A 17626-nucleotide genomic window follows, 5' to 3' on the forward strand; every position below is an offset into this window, starting at 1 on the left:
AGCGCGTATATGAATCACAGGAAGGATTAATATATGAAGAAAATAATAGGGTTGTTTATTGGAATAGGCATATTAATCGTGATCGGAATTGGTGGGATAGTTTACATGGATAATAATGAAGGCGTACATATGAAATCGGATCCGAACTCATTACTCAAACAAGAACAACTTGCTTTATATATTGCTCGAAATTATGAAAGTGTAAAAGAAATTAAGTTTGAAAATACATATGAAGTTAAAAAAACTGGAACATGGCATGTATCCGCAATTATCAATAAAAGTAATCTATTAAAATTCTCTTTAGAAGAGTCTCGTTCTATTAAGAATCCAAGGATTGGTTATGATCCAGATAAATTTCAACTTGTTGAAAAAGCGGAACCAGATAACTCAGATTTATCGCATATCAAAGTGATTTACATAGGGGATAAGAATGAATAAAAAATTGCTAATTATATTTGGTTTATTAATCGTGATTGGAATTGGCGGGAAAGTGGTTATGGATAACCAGAAGGATGCAAAAGTGCAAAGCAATGTGCAACCTACGGCAGAGAAAATTGAGACAGAGAAATTGGCAGTAGAAGCATTGAAAAATACATTTGCAGATATAAAGTCTATTGAGTTTGAAGAAAGTGTCCTTAATGAAATGACGGGCGTGTATGCAATGTATGTAAAAATGAGGAATCAAAGTAACGAATCCGTTCGTTTTTCGTTTAACTTTTGGAAAGAATCTCGTGAAACTGGTGGGTATACAGTGGAGAATGAAGAGGTGCAAGTTGAAGGCGTAACAACAAATAAAGTCCATGTTATTTACTCAAATAAAGATAAAGACGAAATTTAATGCAAAATCAGTAACAGCGGAGCGTTGGAAATAGATCGCGGGAAGGACTACATGCATGAAGAAAAAAGTATGGCTGCTAATTGGAATCGGGTTGTTACTGGTGATTGGCATAGGCGGAATAATGGTGCTGGATAATCAAAAGGATAGGGAAGTAACAAGTGATCAAATAATTGTGGCGGAGCGAATGTCGGTCGTCGCGCTGAAAAATACATTTGCAGATATAAAGTCTATAAAATTTATATATACCGATTTTAATGCAATGACGGGTTCATATGGGATGGAAATTGAAATGAGTAACAGAGAAGGAAATTCAGTGGCGTTTGATTACTCATTTTCTGAAGGTAGTAAAGAAATATCTAATTATAAAGTTGTTGATGAAAATGGGGTTCAAAGAGAAGGTATGACCACTGGTATGGTTAGCGTGATTTATTCTAATGAAGATGAAGAAGAAATCTAAAGTCACAGAAAGGATTAAATCCATGAAGAAAAGAGTATGGCTGCTAATTGGAATCGGGTTGTTACTGGTGATTGGCATAGGCGGAATAATGGTGCTGGATAATCAAAGGGAGAGAGAAGTAACATAAGATCAAATGGAAGTAGAGAGAATGTCGGTCATAGCGCTGAAGAACAGATATGCAGACATTCAGTCTGTAGAATTTGAAAAGAGTGTCTACGATGAAATGACAGGTTCATATGGCATGTTTATAAAAATGACTAATCAAAAAAATGAATCTGTTAGTTTTAGATATAGCTTTTGGAAAGAATCAGGGAAAATAGGATTAAATGTAGTGAAGGACAGGAAGGTACAAGTTAGAGGTGTAACAACAAATAAAGTCCGAGTCATTTATTCAAATCATGATGAAGAAGAAGTCTAATGTTATGTTACTGCAGCATGTATATGAATTTCAGGAAGGATAATATATGAAGAAAATTAGAGGGTTGTTTATTGCAATAGGCGTATTAATCGTGATTGGAATTGGAGCGAAAGTTGTTATGGATACTCAAAAGGGGAATGAGAAAAATATGAAAATCCACAAGGCTCAAGAGGAAATCGCATTATATTTAGTTCGAAATTATATAGATGTAAAAAAGATTGAGTTTCATAAAATTAATGAAATAAAAGGCGTTGGATATACTTCATGGCGTATTTCCGTTGATGTAAACGAGAAGAATACGATTAGTTTTTCAATGACTGATTTATCTAAAGTAGAAGATGCCACTGTCGGGCATAACCCTAAAACATTCAGGTTAAACAAAAAAGAGGAAGTGTTAACCGCGGACTTAGATGGGGTTGAAGTAATCTATTGGAATGGCGAATAATGATATCTTCTTTCATATCCCCGTAACTGTATGGACCTCTAAATATCTTCTCCGTTACGATGATCCACAAAATAAGTATCCGGTGCGAATGGTTAAAAATATATATCGAAACCGATAGATTATGATTCATATATCTAATAGACCGGACCTTTGCAGAACTAAGCAAAGGTCCTTTTTGATTTCCATCGTTTAAAATACCTTAATACTTTTTGAAACAAAAGTGTTTACAAATAATAATAAACCAATTATAGTTATTGTGGATTCAAAATATCTATAATGAAAAGAGGAAAAGAAATGAATGAAAAATTAATGAGGAAAATAAATAATCTGGAGAATATAGAGAGAAGCCCTGCTGAAGAGTTATTTCAGTTTGTATCTCTCAATAAAGAGGACAAATTATTAGATCTCGGGGCAGGCGTTGGCTATATAAGCCTTCCATTTTCCAAGTATGTCGATGAAGTAATTGCACTGGATTTTGATGAAGATGTTCTGAAGTACTTGGCAACAAAAGCAGAGGAAAATGGAATGACCAATATAAAAACGCTTGTATCAGATTTCAAAGATTTACAACTTGGTAACGAAGAAGTTGATAAGGCGATTGCATCAATTTCACTTCACGAAGTTCAACCAATTTCGCTTGCATTAAGCGAAATATATCGGGTCCTAAAAGATCAAGGCGTGTTTCTTTGCATCGAATTAGAAAAGTCTGCGATATCTACTGGACCTAGAGTTTCATCGAAAGATATGAGAGAAGAAGTTTTAAATGCTGGGTTTGATCATGTCGAAACTTTTTATCCGCAAACAAAATTGGCTAACCAATCTGTTTATATAGTTGTTGCACAAAAAAACAAATAATAAGGTATTGAACTAGTTGTTAAGATCAAACTTAACAACTAGTTTTATCTTTTATTGTAAAAAAGGAGTATTAAAATGAGTACAAAAGAAAAGCTGAATTCTAGCGCTATATAATCTCGTTGATATGTTCTACATTTCACTTGCAGAAGGGGTCGATGCCGTTGCAGGATTAACTGTTTCTTTCCCTGTGATGATGATTGTTATGACATTAGCAGCATCTGTAGGCGTGGGGACGGCTTCGGTAATCGCTAGACGGTTAGGAGAAGAACGAATTGACGAATCCAACAAGATTTTCGGGACTTTTATATTTTTAATCCTACTCATTAGTGTAGTAAGTATACTCGTTGGTATTTTCTTATTGGATCATCTTTTGATATTATTTGGGGCAACAGAAAATATTATTGGTTATGCTTCTGCTTATATGTTACCAATCCTATTAGGTTTCGTTTTTGTTAGTTTCTCAATGGCCACAAATATTGTGATACGGGCAGAGGGAAATGCGAAATTTGCCATGTATGCAACGATTATCCCTGCAATCATTAACATTATTATTGATCCTATCCTTATATTCGATTTTGGTTTTGGGTTAGGCGTTATGGGTGCTGGTATAGCAACCGTAATCTCACAAGGGATAATGAGTATAATCATTTTGATCTATTATCATAAAGGTTATAGCGCTCTTACAATTCTTCTTCAAAATATAAGAATGAAGGTTTCTACTATAAAAGAGATTGTCGCTATTGGGTTTCCAACATTTATGCACACTGCATCATTTAGCATAATCGCGATATTGATCAACACGATGTTGATAAAATACGGAGGAGATATGCATTTGGCAGCCTATGGTGTCGCACAACGCGTCATTGCCTTTGCTATCATACCTATTAATGGGGTCATGCAAGGGATGTTACCAATTGTAGGGTACAACTACGGTGCACAACTATATGAAAGAATGAGAAAGACGATATGGTTATCATTTAGATATGTTGTGTTTACTTCTATAGTCGTCGTTCTTCTCGTTCAATTATTCCCCGAGTATGCCATGAGTATTTTCACAAGTGATCCAGAATTTATAAAAATCGGGTCAAATGCAATGAAAATCATTTTTTCTCTTTATTTTGTTGTTGGCGTACAAATTATTGCTGGAGGTATTTATCAGGCTTTAGGGAAACCTAAACAAGCTTTGATTCTTTCTCTATCCAGACAAGTGTTTTTCTTGGTACCGTTAGTGATAATTTTACCTATTTATTTCGGTGTGTACGGGGTGTTTATTGCATTCCCTATCGCTGATTTATTAACATTTATTCTAGCAAGTTATATGCTTTATCGGGATAGAGTTACAATCCTAGTTAAAGGCATAAACGAATAAAGCGGGTTTTCATTTGTGTATTATAGATATTATGGATAGACTTTAATATAATATAATAAATGGGGTTGAAAGCATGCAATTTGCGAAAAGCACTGATTATGCGCTACACGCCTTAGTATATTTGGCTAATTCAGAGAGCGAAGACAAAATAGGTATTAAGGAATTAGCCAATAAGCTAGACGTATCGGAGAGTTATTTGTCGAAAATTATGACGCAGTTACGGAAAGATGGAATCATAAGGGCTGTCCCTGGTGTAAAAGGTGGATATGAATTATCACGTTCAGCTAGTCATATCACATTTTTGGATGTTATTTTGTCCACTGAAGGTAGACAAGACATGTTTAATTGTTCTAATTCAGATTCTAGACAACATACGTCATTGACTGATGAAAGCAATGGCCAATTAATGAATCAAGAAGAAAATCAACGTGTTTGTAGAATTAAAGAGGTCATGGACAATGCGGAAGGTGTCTTACAACAATTTTTGGAGAATCAAACCATACAATCTATTTTAGAAAAGGCTAAAAAAGACCGTAATACGTAATACGTGAACGGTGTTATTTCTAGTTATGGTTAAATCCTATACAGCTAATCCTTTTCCTAGTTCAACAAACGGCCCGATAGTGGAACAACAAAAGCCTGATTTCCCTTTTATATAAAAGAGAAACCAGGCTTTTTTTGTGAATGAAATCTAGCACATAACAATAATTTGGGAAGGTGTCGTCTGCGCTGGGATACTTCGCGTCGTCGCTCCGAAAACCACGATTAGATAACGATTAGCAGGATTCCGATTAAAGACCTGCCCGTTTTCCAATAAAATCTTAGTGTCTCGTGAAATATTTAATCTTAGATCACCAGCACTATTTACCAACTGATAATTAAAAAAGTCCACATCCACATTTTGACCAGATGCATCTTTCGCCATCACAACGGCTTGATATTGTGGCGGATAAATCATCGGAACGGGTACATCTATATCGTAAAATCCCGTCACCCGGTCACCCACCCGCACGACCCGATGATCCACAAAATACGTATCCGGTGCGATGACGAAATTCACCAGTGACTGGCACTTTTTTTGTGGATTTTTATCCAAAGTGGTGAATCATTTTAATATAAACCTAGTCTTAACCTAATCTAAACCTTCAACTTGTACTGTTAGTAAATAAGTAAGGATATTTAAAGGTTAGTATTTCAGTCAATTAAATAGAAGGGAGAGGTGACATGATGAACAAATTTCTTACAATACTATTGCTTTTATCGGCATTTATCATTACTGGGTGTACAAATTCGCCGGCGAAAACCTTAGTAAAGTTTGAAGATATTGTTGCGGAAAAGGATGTTGAGGAATTATTCAAGTTAGTCAGCATAGAGGAAGGGGTTTATTGGTCAGAGAAAGAAGCGGAAGATGTAATTGATTATTTTTCTGAAAATACATCAGCCTATGAAGAACAGTTGAGTTTGCTTCATGGTCAAAAAGATGCGTTAAAAGAAAAGAAAAATCCTGTAAATGAAACAGGTCTATTTTATTTCAATGACGAAAAAAAGTTAGCTGTTAGAACATATGAGGTTTCATTGGATAAAGGAAGTTTTGTTAAATTTAAGGAATTACTTGTCTCTATTCGAGAGGATGAAGCGATTAGAAAAGAAGATGGTAGTGATGAAAATATAGTCGTCGGCTTGTTTGGTCCTGGTCAATATAATTTAAAGGGTCACGCGGACTATGGGTATGTGACATTAGATGATACTACTGATGTTGCATTGTTTGACGATAAGGATTTCAACATGGAAATTGAATTGGATTTAAAGGGAGAGGCGGATACATTCTTCTCTAGTCAACCGAACACAAATTTATATATTAATGACAGCAAAATAAATCAGGATATCGGCGAAAAAGATGGAGTCAGTATTCAACCGCTTGTGGATGGATTGATCCTTCGAGCCGAAAATGAGTTTTCGTGGGGGAAATTAGTAAGTGAGGAACTTGAATATACAAAAGATATGATCGGTCAGGAAAACTATAACAACAGCGACTTTTCGGTAGTTAATGGAGTTGATTTAACACCCTATATTTTTACCGATGAAGAGGGTAAAAAAGAGATTGCTCAAATTATTACGGGTTTTAATGAAAAATTATTAAAAGGCCTTGCCGAAAATGAGCCTAGTTATCTCGATGATGCTGTGGCGACGGACGAGGCAAAAGCGGGGTATGACTCAGATTTTGAAATTTTAACTCAAGTGGAAAAAGGTGAATTAACTGTATCAAGTTTTCCATATGGGACGGGGGCATGGTTTGTTGGTCACTATAAGGGAGGGTTACTAGAATCGATAATTGACTTTTCACATGCTGAAAATCCGATAGATGAAGAAACAAGTGAGGATCTATTAGTCCTAAAAGTTATGCTTAAGACAAATTTCTTCTATATACCAGAAGGCTCTGACGTATCAAGCCTTACAAAAGACACCATAAATTATATAGAACCAATTATTCATTTGAAAAAAGAAGACGATCAGTGGATTATTGCCGCACAAACAATAAACTTAAAGGCTTGGAATGATGAGTTAGAGCTAACAGGCGAACAGCTTGTTAAGACAAATGTTGAGTAGAAAAAGTAGTCTAACTACTTATGAAATTGATGTGTTGCCATAATTCAACCTTGCACAGTGACATTAAATAAAGTGCAGCAGTAGAAATTGATTTAATATCAAAACCGATTAATTTTTGACCTAAAAAGCCAATGAAAAAAATGAAGAAAACAGGTAAAACAATCATAATTAAATTCAAATCGATTCACCTCCATCTAGTGATCTTCTAAATAGCATAGCAGAAGTCAAACTATCGGTCATCGTGTAGCTGAAAGTAAAAGACTGACTCTTTAAATATTTAACCTCATCTTAACCTTTGATGAGTACACTTATTTGGAAAGGGAGATGTAGTGGCGTAACAACCCCATATCCCTGAATAGAAAATATTGAAGGGAGAATTAGCTCTGAATTCAAATCGTTAGAAATTGCGTAAACCATTGCATAAGAATTTGCTTATTTTATTTTGCATGGCATTAATGTTCAGTCCATACGGAGCAACGGGGCAGGTTTATGCAGAAGAAAACGAGTGAGCCTGCTTATGAGAAAAATAAAGTAGGTCCATATATTTTCAGTGGGGAATTTGTTTTAAAGGATGGCATTACGAATTCTCAAAATCACAAACTGAATTACTGGGTAAATGTCGTTGATTTCGATGACGAAGGTAGTGGCGATGAAAATGAAGGTGTAGAGAAAGACGAAGATGGAGAAATAATAGAAGAAGCTAAAGAAAAAGAAGTAAAAGTCGAAGCTGAAAATATAAAAGTAAGAGAAAGAGAAGACTCAAAGGATATTGCTGTTGTCACTAAATTTAACGATGACTCCAACAAACAGCGACATCTCTTCACGCAATCCTGTTGGTGGGATTAATGCTTATACTATTAGGTGGAGCATCGTACTATATGGCAAGAAAGGAACATGCTATTTAAGGTGGTAGCTAAGGTTGTGAATAAATACTAAGCGTTTCTTTTGGTATTTATTATTGTTGGTAGGGTCTTAGTCTTGAACATCAAAATAAGGAGAGATAGGAAATGAAAAAGTTTTCAATGTTACTGCTAATCGCAATATTAGCGTTGTCAGCTTGTGGTGTTAAATTAAACGATGGCGATGAAAAAGAGGTGGAAGCACAAGAAATTACAAAAGAAAAATCTGAAGTTAAGGAAAACGAGGAGAGTGAATCCGATTCAACTGAAAAAGATGAGAAAGACAATGAAGATTCCTCCATTGTTGAAATCATTTTTCCAGCATCTTTTTACGAAGGTATGGATTCAGATGAGGTAATTGCTAACTTGAACGCGGAAGGTATGGATGATGTTACCGCGAATGATGACGGTTCATATACCATCAAGATGTCAAAAGAACGGCATGTGTCATATCTTCAAGAGTTAAGAGATGATATTGATTCGGATCTTCAAGGTATGGTAGAAATGATGGAAATCGAATCGATAACGGAGATTGCGATGAATGAAGATGTAACGGAACTAACTGTAAGCATCAATCAAGACCTATATGATGAATATATGAATGGCTTAGTATTAATGGATTTTGCGTTATATGCAAGTATGTTTCAAATGATGAATGGTGTAAGTGAAGCAGACTTTGATTTCCAAGTAGTTTTGGTCGATGATAAAACTGGTGAAGAATTCAAGAGAACTTCTGTCTATGATGAGTAGTTGATGTACAAAAAAAGGTTTCTACAACAGAAATATCTGTTGTAGAAACCTTTTTTATGAAGAAATAATATTTAATCAGTAAATTAAAGTAAATATAAAGGAGTTTTTATGCGAACGTAAATTCGCGTACCTGTGCATGAAACTATCGTGAAAGTTTAAACAATCATGATTGTTTGTCACACAGGTACGCTAAATCTAATCTCAAGAAGACTAATTTAATTAAAATGATAAAGGAAAATAGACGAGTTTGCTGACTTTGCTGTAGGTAGTGAACATTGGGATTCAGATGAATAAACACTATCTCAATAAATGAGCGCGATTGTGGAACAACAAAAGCCTGATTTCCCTTTTATCAAAGAGAAACCAGGCTTTTTTTGTGAATGAAATCTAGCACAAAACAATAATTTGAGAAGGCGTTGTCTGCGCTGGAATACTGCGCGTCGTCGCTCCGAAAACCACGATTAAAAAGCGATTGGCAGGGTTCCGGTTAAAAACTTGCCCGTTTTCCAATAAAATCTTAGTCTCCCGTGAAATATTTAATCTTAGATCACCATCACTATTAACCAACTGACGATTGAAAAAGTCCACAGTCACATTTTGACCAGGTGCATCTTTCGCCATCACGACTGCTGCATATTGTGGCGGGTAAATCATCGGAACGGGTACATCTATATCGTAAAATCCCGTCACCCGGTCACCCACCCGCACGACCCGATGATCCACAAAATAAGTATCGGGTGCGACGACGAAATTCACCATATCCCCACGCTCATCTTCAACAGAAAATAATTGATAACAACCCCCTACATCATTTGGAGTGGTTGGAAAATCAGTGATCATCGTTACCGTACCGCTGAAAGATTGAAAGTTCATCTTGTTAATGCCTCCTATGATAATGAATATTATACCTCATGTAGGTTATGCGAGATGAAGGGGGAGTGTTAGTATTCATAGGAAGTTGCCATCATTGATAAGTGTCGGAAAATACTCTATATTTAAAGAGAGTCATTAGAGGAGGGATACCATGTCCGATTGGTTAACGAGTCTACAAACAGATACACCTCAACAAGGATTCGAACTCGCGATTCAACTTGCACGAAAAGGTGTCGCCTACACGCAACCTTCCGCAGAAATTAGAAATCAGCTAAGAGACGCGTACGCAAATAATGCCGATAGCCTAACGCAGTCATCACAAGTGATCGCAACACATTATCAAACCGTTGCTGCTGCGAATGATTATTGGAAATAGTGGTTGGATGAAGAATGGCTTAGATATAGGCTGTTCTTTTTTTATACTTAATAATAAATTTATCTGCAGTAGAATCAAACTAGCATAAGTTAATATTATGTTTTTCAAAATTGTTATGGATACGAACAGTAATTGGAAATTCCCTCAAGCATCTTTTTAGTGTTGCTTATAAATAATTACGATCAATTTTTTTGAATTATCAATGTTGTGTTACAACAGGCTTAAGAAATGGACATAGTAATACCATAGGGGAAAGGTTTAATTAAATCAGGTACTAAGCACGATGAAGAGATGAAGCGAAAGGAAGGAGTAGAATGATTTAAACAAAAAGAGATATCCTGCGATATGAGCGAGAATTGAAAGGAATTCAAAGAAAAGTTGAACGTTTTACAGAAGACCACTTCAATGAAATTATGATCAATTATCAATTGATGTTTTAGCACTGTTGGAAAAGCATTTATCGGAAATGGGAGCTTACTGACGCGGTCCGAGCTTTGAAAAAAGCGTTGGTAACATTAAGTCACCAGATTGGAACCGAAATTGAACTCGCGAAAAGGAAAAGAGGTTTTTTAGGAGGACTATTCCAATTAAAAGCTGAGAAAAAGCAAGTGGAACTTGCGTTTAAAACATTAAATCAGGAAACATATCATTCAACTTTACATAAAGCGAAAAAGAAGCTCATACATATACATCAATTTTCAGTGGGGCCTGAACAACTCAAGAAGCATTTTATCGAAAAAAACGCTGCCTATTATACTGAAATCGAAAAAAGTAATTGGTTTCGATGCTACTGCGATAGCTGAAGATTTTTCGAATGAAATTATCGAGGAAATCCAAGCGATACCTTTAGATACGACTGGGTTGAATTTAGATTTACGCCATTTTCAAAAATTCGAAGCGAAATATGCCTCGCATTATAAACGGACTTTACTTGGGGATGAAATGGGACTTGGGAAAACGATTCAAGCATTGGCGCTGATCAATCATTTATTCCAAAATGATGAGAGGTATTCTATCGTTGTTTGTCCTTTAAGCGTGTTGGCGAACTGGAAACAGTTTTTCTGAATTCTGTCGGATGCAGTAGATGCAACTCCTTTGACAATAACTCCGTAATATCAGGTTGCAATACCGCGATTAACTGCTTCATTTCTTCCAAACGATTTTCAAGCGGTGTCCCGCTCATGAACAATGCATAATCCGCGTATGTAGTTGAATGAAGATCGCCATTCAATTTTACTATATCATTCACACTTAATCTGTTTTCTACTCTTTAAACCTTGCTTCCCGTAGTCTTCTCATATGTTTTTCCTGTGACTTGGAACGTTCGCTTCCCTATACTGTCCTATCATTGATGCGGTTACGTTCAAATGACGGTTAAAGAGACATCAGTGTGGTCGAACTCGTTGAGTTCGAGAAAGAAGAAGCTTGACCAATATAAATACTAGAGTGTGGCCGGAATGACCCCATACTATACATCAACAATTTATAAAATTTATACAAAATTATTCAATGGATAATTGTGCTAAACTCTATACACGACTATAAAACTATCTACTTCTCAAACTAATGAGTTTATATAGCCTTGAAAAAGTTAGTTTGAGATAGAGTTGAGGAGATGATTTTTATTATGATAAATTCATTAAAGATAATTAATCGTGATCATATTCGAAATGTAGAATTGCTTAATCTTAGCAAAATAAATATCTTTTGTGGTAAAAATAACGCAGGTAAAACCACAATTTTAAATACTTTATCGGGTGGATCTGAGAAATTTATGTTGGGGGAAGAATATTCTTTTGATGAAGTATGGTCTTTTTTTGTTAAAGTTAATACTAAAGCAAGAGAGGAGTTACAAGACGAAGATTATTGGAGTGATAATTTATTAGAAGAATATTACTCTTCTCTTTATTTAATACTAGAGGAATATAATAAACCTTTTTATTTTATTGATGATTTGCTTATACTAACGCAACAAGTATTTATTGAAAATAAAGAAGAAGGACTATATGAAACTATATATAAAGTTATACAAGAAATTATTGGACAATATGACATTTTCCCTTATTTAGAACCAGATAATATAATTTCTATTCCTGCAAATAGGTTTATAGAACCGAGAGTAAATTATAGTACTCAACAAAATGAGATTAAACCAACTGGTGAGGGAATTGTATCGAAAGTCTTTTTTATGAAAAATCAATTAGCAGGTACGCCAGAATTAATAGCATATCTTAGAATGAAAGACCAATTTAAATTTATTTGTGATGGGTTTGATTTTGATATTATTCAAAATGGTGATGGAACTCTAAACCTAATGTTTACTAATCCATCTGGAGATTGGCTTAATGCCGAAAAATATGGTTTAGGATTACGTGATTTGTTAATAATTTTGTACTTTGCAAATAGCATTGACAATAGTAATGTCATTCTTATTGATGAAGTAGAAACGCATTTACATCCAGATTTACAAAGGAAGTTATTACATACCTTAAGGGAAAGTAGTAAACAGTTTTTTATTACTACACATTCCAATATATTTTTAGATAGTACTTTCGTAAATAAAATATTTCATGTTACTTTTGATAATCAGATAAATATTGTTGATGCAACAAGTAGAAGTGGGTTGCTTAATGATTTAGGATTCTCTGTTTCAGATAATTTAACTTCTGATTTAATTATCCTCTGCGAGGGTCCAACAGATAAGCCGGTAATTGAAGAGTTTTTATATAAGTTTGATTTAATGCAAAACTATAATATTAAAATATGGCCATTAGGAGGAGACATCATGGATCAACATGATCTTACGGTATTTAGTGAATCCTATAAAATTATTGGCTTAATTGATTTGGATCCAGGAAGTGGGGTTATTAGGCAGCGTTTTGTTGACAATTGTACTGATAATAATATACCAGTACATAGATTAAAGAGATATGCTATTGAGAACTACTTTACGATTGAAGCATTAAGAAAGGTTTTTAAAGGACAAATAAGTCAAGATATTAGTACAATAGACACTACTATAAAATTGGAAGATCAAATAGGGATAAATCCTAAGAAGAACAATAGAAAAATCGCAAATAACATGAACGTTGCAGATATCGAGGGTACTGATTAAGTTTCTCTTCGCCGCGGGCAACGGCTTTATTGATACGTATCTCGCCAGTTGCAAAGTTCATACCCCTCCACATAAGTGCCAGACCCTCACCCTCACTCTTTCGCATATCAGAATACGCAAGTAAATGAAAGAGAAAACATGGAGTCGTAAATTCTTTTCTTGTTTATGACAATCTAGGAACTCGATTAGCTGTTCCTTTGTATAGAAGTTTTCATAAATTAACTCATCAAATGTGATACTTTTTTATCGATTGGAATTTCAACCAGATCAATTGGATTTATATTGATATCAATATAACTTCAGCTCATAGCAAACGTAATAACCTTCGCAACATATGATTTAACCGTCATGAACCCCTTTAGTTTCATATAGTTATTTAAATTAGTTATATCATTTTCTCCTCTTATCAAATTTCGTATTACATTTACCCACTTACACTTATTTCAAAATAAGTTTAAAATGAATAATTTAAAATAAAAGTGAGTCACAACAATCAGTTGCTTCTGATAAGGAGTTCTGGGTTGTTACACTCATTTCAGGAAATTCAATACTTTACACTTATAATAAATATACTTAGCCAGAATTTAACGCATTCAAATCTACATCTATGTTATAGCAATAAAACACTTATTTTAAAATGGGTGTTTTTCGCTTAGCCTCCTCGCTCCTCACCTCCAAAACCAAAAGAATAGCTATGCTCATAAATAAACCAAGTAAACACGGGCGCATTATATAAAGATACAGACGGGTTAATATTTGGTTCAATAAAAAGGATAAAATACTACAATTCAATCCTTCGGCGTATAAGTTTTTACTTAAATTTAAGAAATGATTTTCAGGTTCATTTTATCCCCTGGAATTTTGTACATAGTGACAACCTCTGGAATTTTGTTTTGACGACGCCTTCGTTAAATAGCAGGAAAGGCAGCAAACTCCCATCAAATTAGAATATCAATAAATTATTCCAACGAAACCAGATGTTAACAAACGTGGCGGATCAAACCATCCGTGAAGAGTTTACGAAGTATAAGAAAATTACGGTTGAGAAGTATGGCTACGCTGAAATAAATGGATTCCAAAACGGCTGACCCCATAACTTAAATTTAGTTAGTTGCCATTAATCCGACACCAAAAAGCAGCACCTAAAATATGGTGCTGCTTTTTTCGAACGCTATTTTATTCATTAATAATAGATTCATAAACTGTATTCGCAATCGTTCTCGATAAAAGTCCTGTGCTTGAGTAAGAACCACTTGCTAAAGGACCGTTATTTTGTTTATTGGCTAATACAATGATTTGTAGATTGTTGACAGGGTCAAAGATGACTTGTGTTCCGGTAAAACCTGTATGGCCAAATGCTTGTCCAGAATGAAGATTGCCCATATACCAGGTTTGGTTTAGTTCCCAACCGTATCCTTGGCCGAATTGTTGAGGGGAAGTAAATTGATCGACAATCGCTTCATTATATAAGGAAACTTTTCCGTAACTGCCTTTGTTCAGCATCGTTTGACCGAGTACGGCTAAATCGCGCGCAGTTGAAAACAGACCGGCATGTCCTGCAACTCCTTGATTGGCATAAAAGCTATTTCCATCGTTTACTTCACCGATTAACGTATACTCTCTCCAATGCTTAAAGTCATCCGCATCTTCCTCGACGTAATAACCGAAGTTCGGATCATCTACCATTTTATATTCATATGGATTGCCCCATGAAGTGGCCGCAATTTTTTTGTTCGTTTTTTCTAGCGGGTTAAACATTGTATCTTTCATATTTAAAGGCTCGTAAATATTGTTTTCTAGATAGACATCCAATCGTTGTCCAGTAACTGCCTCGATTACAAAACCAAGAGCCATATAGCTAAAATCACTATATTTGCGATTGGTGCCTGTCTCATATTCGAGCGGTAGTTCATTGATATAATCGAGTACTTCTGCTGGATTGGTTGCATGTAAGAAGGTCGGTGCCCAAGGTGTTAACCCAGATGTATGTGTGAGTAAATGTGCAATTTTCACTGCATCTTTTCCATTTTCCGCGAATTCGGGAATATATGTCGCAACCGGTTCGTGAATATCAATTACCCCTTCAGAAGCCAGTTTCATAATCCCTTGTGTTGTCCCCATGACTTTCGTCACCGATGCCAAATCAAAAATGGTCTTTTTCGTCATTTTTACAGGTTGCTGTAGTTTGTTGCCCATATCATAGAGTTGGGCATGTCCATATGCGGTTTCTTTGACGATTTTATTGTCCTTTGCAACAAGGACGACAGCTCCTGGTGTAACCCCATTACGAATCGCATCTTCTACAATTTGATCGATTTCATTCAGTTTGTTTTGATCCATCCCGACTGCATTTGGTGAACCTTGACTAAGTTTTTCTCCTAATTGTTTCGCACTGACCGGTGATGAGATAACAGCGGTCATTAAGAATAGGATAATCGTACCGAAAACTAGTTTTCTCACACATTCTCCTCCTAAGTTATAGTTGAAAATTCTAAATGTAAGCGTTATAATTACAATATACCATATTCTGTAGATTCATTACAAGTATAATCAGAATATTGTAAACATCCAAGCCATAGGATTAGGTTACATAGTAAGGGGGGATGTGAGCTTGTCGCGATTAGAAAAAAGACTTGAGTTAGCAAAGAAGGAACTTCGTCGATCGGTCATAGATATAAATGCTGAAATCAACGATAAAACAGAACTTCCTGAGGGCGTATTATTTTACGGCATTAAAGATACGGATCAGATTCCAGCCCTTTTCCTAAACAGGCTTAGTGCTCACAAACGATTTTGTTGGTTAACGACTGATAAAGCAGCCAATAAAGGAAGAGCGATTGATACGGATTTATTAAATCCTTTAACGTATCGCGTCATGACTGGTTCGACAAGTGGGGGTCCAGTCAATATTTTAAAAGGGATTACTGATTTTGCAATTGGCACGGATGGGGGTGGCTCAGTATTAGCTCCGGCGATTAGCTGTCAACTCCCATCGATTATGGCTGCGGGTTTAGGTTTACATGTCAAAGAAGATAAAACCTCAACTGATGGCATTCAATTTATGGGCAGTATTGGGGTGATTGGAAAAAGTGTACCTTTGCTGAAACAAATCACTGAAATTATGTTGGCAAGAGAACTGGATACAGATGAGGACGAACCAATAACCATTGCCATTCCGCAAAAAGGAACTGTGATGCGTCCAGATGGCCAAGATATGCATGCGGTAATCATGAATTATCTCAACCGAATTAAGTTAAAACACGTAACAATTAAAGAAGTGGATATGACGGGAATTGATGAACGAAAACGCGCCATTGTAACCTTGCAAACTTGTTTTGAAGAAGTAGACTTTGTCCTAACTTGTGAAGGACCTGTTGATGTCTACGGATATGGAGAGACAATTCCGCAACAGTTTGGTCAAGCGGGAAGAGAGTTGACCAACGATCACGGAAAATATTTAATACGCGCTGCAAATATGTGTAAAGCAACAGCGGTAACTATTCCAACGACTGATATAGCCAGTGCCTTGGTTATTGTCGCAAAAAATGGTTTATCACATGGTGCAAAGGCCATTCACTTAGCTGAAAAGTTTGAACAAGTCATTGAACTCCCAGAAGTTTGGCGACGCTACTTTTTAGCGTAAGAGATAGAAAACAGGGGTGTGAGAAAGGAGCTGCTACATGAGCAGAATATGGGAAGTTTTATTCTCGAAAAATGGTCTAGCAGCTAAGCAAATTGCTGAAATGCTAATACCCATTCATGAAGGTGAACGGATCCCACGTGTAGAGGATTTTGAGAACCAACTTTCAATTGGAAGGGGCACAGTTCAAGGGGCTTTGAAAGTGCTAGAAAGTTTACATGCCGTTCAATTAGAGTCACGTGGTCACTTGGGGACGTTTGTCGTTAAAAGAAATCTACATTTGTTAAAAGAGATTGCTGGTGTTGGAGATCTTATGGGCGCCATGCCTTTACCATATTCGACTTTATATGAAGGTTTGGCTACGGGATTAATCGAGGTCTCAGACCAATTAATGAACGGTATCAATCTCGTATACATGCGTGGATCAAAGCAACGAGTAGAGGGGTTAAAATCCCGTAGATATGATTTCATAGTGCTATCTCAATTAGCCGCCGAAGAAGAAATGAAGCATGATGATCAGTTGACGATCGCCTTGGATTTTGGCCCAAACACGTATGTATCCTCACATAAGGTGTTTCTAGCCGATCCAAAGAAAAATGCAATCGAGCGTGGCATGCGCGTAGGCATTGACTACTCCTCTTTTGACCAGTTAAAAATTACGTTACTTGAATGTGAAGATATCGACGTCGAACTTGTCTCGATTAACTATATGCAACTATTTGAAAATCTACAAAATGGCACATTGGATGCGGCCGTTTGGAATTCCGATGAAAGCCGATCTGTAAAAGCATTTAAACAAGTTAACTTTCAATCTCAACAAGCAAGAGAGATTGCCAAGAAAGCGACTACATCGGTTATCTTAATTGAAAAGCAAAGGGAAGAGGTTTTCAATTACTTTTCGCAACTAGATAAAGAGGAAGTAAAGCAGATTCAACAGTTGGTTGTTGACCATGAAAAAATACCGCATTATTAAGACATAATTTT

At 35.8% G+C, this 17626-nt stretch carries 21 protein-coding genes and 1 pseudogene; 18 read left to right on the forward strand and 4 right to left on the reverse strand.

The genetic code is table 11. The features are described 5' to 3' along the window. Window positions 1-33: 33 nt before the first annotated feature. From J4G36_RS00960 to J4G36_RS00995, 8 genes are all read left to right on the forward strand, one after another. Window positions 34-438, forward strand: a complete 405-nt coding sequence (locus tag J4G36_RS00960; protein ID WP_210467958.1) for a hypothetical protein — start codon at window positions 34-36, stop codon at window positions 436-438. Further along, window positions 431-838, forward strand: coding sequence for a hypothetical protein (locus J4G36_RS00965; protein WP_246880360.1), 408 nt, complete (start codon window positions 431-433; stop codon window positions 836-838). The genes J4G36_RS00960 and J4G36_RS00965 overlap by 8 nt, the downstream gene beginning before the upstream one ends. A gap of 55 nt (window positions 839-893) precedes the next feature. Further along, window positions 894-1295 carry a hypothetical protein gene (locus J4G36_RS00970; RefSeq protein WP_210467959.1) on the forward strand — a complete coding sequence of 134 codons (402 nt, stop codon included), beginning with the start codon at window positions 894-896 and terminating at the stop codon, window positions 1293-1295. A gap of 133 nt (window positions 1296-1428) precedes the next feature. Continuing rightward, the gene (locus J4G36_RS00975) at window positions 1429-1713 is read left to right on the forward strand and encodes a hypothetical protein (RefSeq protein WP_210467960.1); all 285 of its coding nucleotides are present in this window, start codon (window positions 1429-1431) and stop codon (window positions 1711-1713) included. A 46-nt stretch (window positions 1714-1759) separates the two neighbouring features. Further along, window positions 1760-2158 carry a hypothetical protein gene (locus J4G36_RS00980; RefSeq protein WP_210467961.1) on the forward strand — a complete coding sequence of 133 codons (399 nt, stop codon included), beginning with the start codon at window positions 1760-1762 and terminating at the stop codon, window positions 2156-2158. A gap of 294 nt (window positions 2159-2452) precedes the next feature. Then, window positions 2453-3013, forward strand: a complete 561-nt coding sequence (locus J4G36_RS00985) for a class I SAM-dependent methyltransferase (protein WP_210467962.1) — start codon at window positions 2453-2455, stop codon at window positions 3011-3013. A gap of 97 nt (window positions 3014-3110) precedes the next feature. Beyond that, entirely contained in the window at window positions 3111-4382 is a 1272-nt protein-coding gene (locus J4G36_RS00990; RefSeq protein ID WP_368668756.1) for an MATE family efflux transporter, read from the forward strand. 73 nt (window positions 4383-4455) lie between these two features. Continuing rightward, on the forward strand, window positions 4456-4926 hold the full coding sequence (locus J4G36_RS00995; protein WP_210467964.1) for an RrF2 family transcriptional regulator: 471 nt from the start codon (window positions 4456-4458) through the stop codon (window positions 4924-4926). A gap of 147 nt (window positions 4927-5073) precedes the next feature. Here J4G36_RS00995 and J4G36_RS01000 read toward each other — a convergent pair. Further along, window positions 5074-5448 (reverse strand): annotated as a pseudogene (locus J4G36_RS01000) (hypothetical protein); the annotation flags it as partial. Between the two features lie 158 nt (window positions 5449-5606). Here J4G36_RS01000 and J4G36_RS01005 point away from each other — a divergent pair. The 3 genes from J4G36_RS01005 (at window position 5607) to J4G36_RS01015 (ending at window position 8638) form a co-directional block, all read left to right on the forward strand. Beyond that, window positions 5607-6989 (forward strand): TcaA 3rd/4th domain-containing protein, encoded by a 1383-nt coding sequence (locus J4G36_RS01005; RefSeq protein ID WP_210467966.1) that lies wholly within the window; start codon window positions 5607-5609, stop codon window positions 6987-6989. A 489-nt stretch (window positions 6990-7478) separates the two neighbouring features. Further along, window positions 7479-7835 carry a hypothetical protein gene (locus J4G36_RS01010; RefSeq protein WP_210467967.1) on the forward strand — a complete coding sequence of 119 codons (357 nt, stop codon included), beginning with the start codon at window positions 7479-7481 and terminating at the stop codon, window positions 7833-7835. Window positions 7836-7996: 161 nt separating this feature from the next. Further along, window positions 7997-8638: a hypothetical protein gene (locus tag J4G36_RS01015; RefSeq protein ID WP_210467968.1), complete on the forward strand. Its 642-nt coding sequence runs from the start codon at window positions 7997-7999 to the stop codon at window positions 8636-8638. A gap of 387 nt (window positions 8639-9025) precedes the next feature. Here the strand turns inward: J4G36_RS01015 and J4G36_RS01020 are convergent, their stop codons facing one another. Continuing rightward, a complete protein-coding gene (locus J4G36_RS01020; protein WP_210467969.1) occupies window positions 9026-9511 on the reverse strand; it encodes a hypothetical protein in 486 nt (161 codons plus the stop codon). A gap of 151 nt (window positions 9512-9662) precedes the next feature. Between J4G36_RS01020 and J4G36_RS01025 the strand changes: the two genes are divergently transcribed. The 3 genes from J4G36_RS01025 (at window position 9663) to J4G36_RS18800 (ending at window position 10952) form a co-directional block, all read left to right on the forward strand. Further along, window positions 9663-9887 (forward strand): hexameric tyrosine-coordinated heme protein, encoded by a 225-nt coding sequence (locus J4G36_RS01025; protein ID WP_210467970.1) that lies wholly within the window; start codon window positions 9663-9665, stop codon window positions 9885-9887. A gap of 494 nt (window positions 9888-10381) precedes the next feature. Next, entirely contained in the window at window positions 10382-10690 is a 309-nt protein-coding gene (locus tag J4G36_RS01030; RefSeq protein WP_210467971.1) for a hypothetical protein, read from the forward strand. Window positions 10691-10829: 139 nt separating this feature from the next. After that, window positions 10830-10952, forward strand: a complete 123-nt coding sequence (locus tag J4G36_RS18800; protein WP_368668757.1) for an SNF2-related protein — start codon at window positions 10830-10832, stop codon at window positions 10950-10952. On the opposite strand, the gene J4G36_RS01040 is transcribed toward J4G36_RS18800, so the two are convergent. Then, window positions 10900-11136 (reverse strand): hypothetical protein, encoded by a 237-nt coding sequence (locus J4G36_RS01040; RefSeq protein ID WP_210467973.1) that lies wholly within the window; start codon window positions 11134-11136, stop codon window positions 10900-10902. The genes J4G36_RS18800 and J4G36_RS01040 overlap by 53 nt on opposite strands. A 378-nt stretch (window positions 11137-11514) precedes the next feature. On the opposite strand from J4G36_RS01040, the gene J4G36_RS01045 reads away from it, so the two are divergent. Both J4G36_RS01045 and J4G36_RS18805 read left to right on the forward strand, forming a co-directional pair. Then, window positions 11515-13002 (forward strand): ATP-dependent nuclease, encoded by a 1488-nt coding sequence (locus J4G36_RS01045; protein ID WP_210467974.1) that lies wholly within the window; start codon window positions 11515-11517, stop codon window positions 13000-13002. 848 nt (window positions 13003-13850) lie between these two features. Beyond that, a complete protein-coding gene (locus tag J4G36_RS18805) occupies window positions 13851-13949 on the forward strand; it encodes a hypothetical protein (protein ID WP_368668758.1) in 99 nt (32 codons plus the stop codon). Window positions 13950-14178: 229 nt separating this feature from the next. Here the strand turns inward: J4G36_RS18805 and J4G36_RS01055 are convergent, their stop codons facing one another. Further along, on the reverse strand, window positions 14179-15462 hold the full coding sequence (locus tag J4G36_RS01055) for a serine hydrolase (protein ID WP_368668705.1): 1284 nt from the start codon (window positions 15460-15462) through the stop codon (window positions 14179-14181). A gap of 151 nt (window positions 15463-15613) precedes the next feature. Here J4G36_RS01055 and J4G36_RS01060 point away from each other — a divergent pair, with 151 nt between their 5' ends. Both J4G36_RS01060 and yhfZ read left to right on the forward strand, forming a co-directional pair. After that, window positions 15614-16645, forward strand: coding sequence for an amidase (locus tag J4G36_RS01060; RefSeq protein ID WP_210467975.1), 1032 nt, complete (start codon window positions 15614-15616; stop codon window positions 16643-16645). Window positions 16646-16682: 37 nt separating this feature from the next. After that, on the forward strand, window positions 16683-17615 hold the full coding sequence (gene yhfZ / locus J4G36_RS01065) for a GntR family transcriptional regulator YhfZ (RefSeq protein WP_210467976.1): 933 nt from the start codon (window positions 16683-16685) through the stop codon (window positions 17613-17615). The last annotated feature ends 11 nt before the right edge of the window (window positions 17616-17626 follow it).

Source organism: Sporosarcina sp. 6E9 (assembly GCF_017921835.1).
GTDB lineage: Bacteria > Bacillota > Bacilli > Bacillales_A > Planococcaceae > Sporosarcina.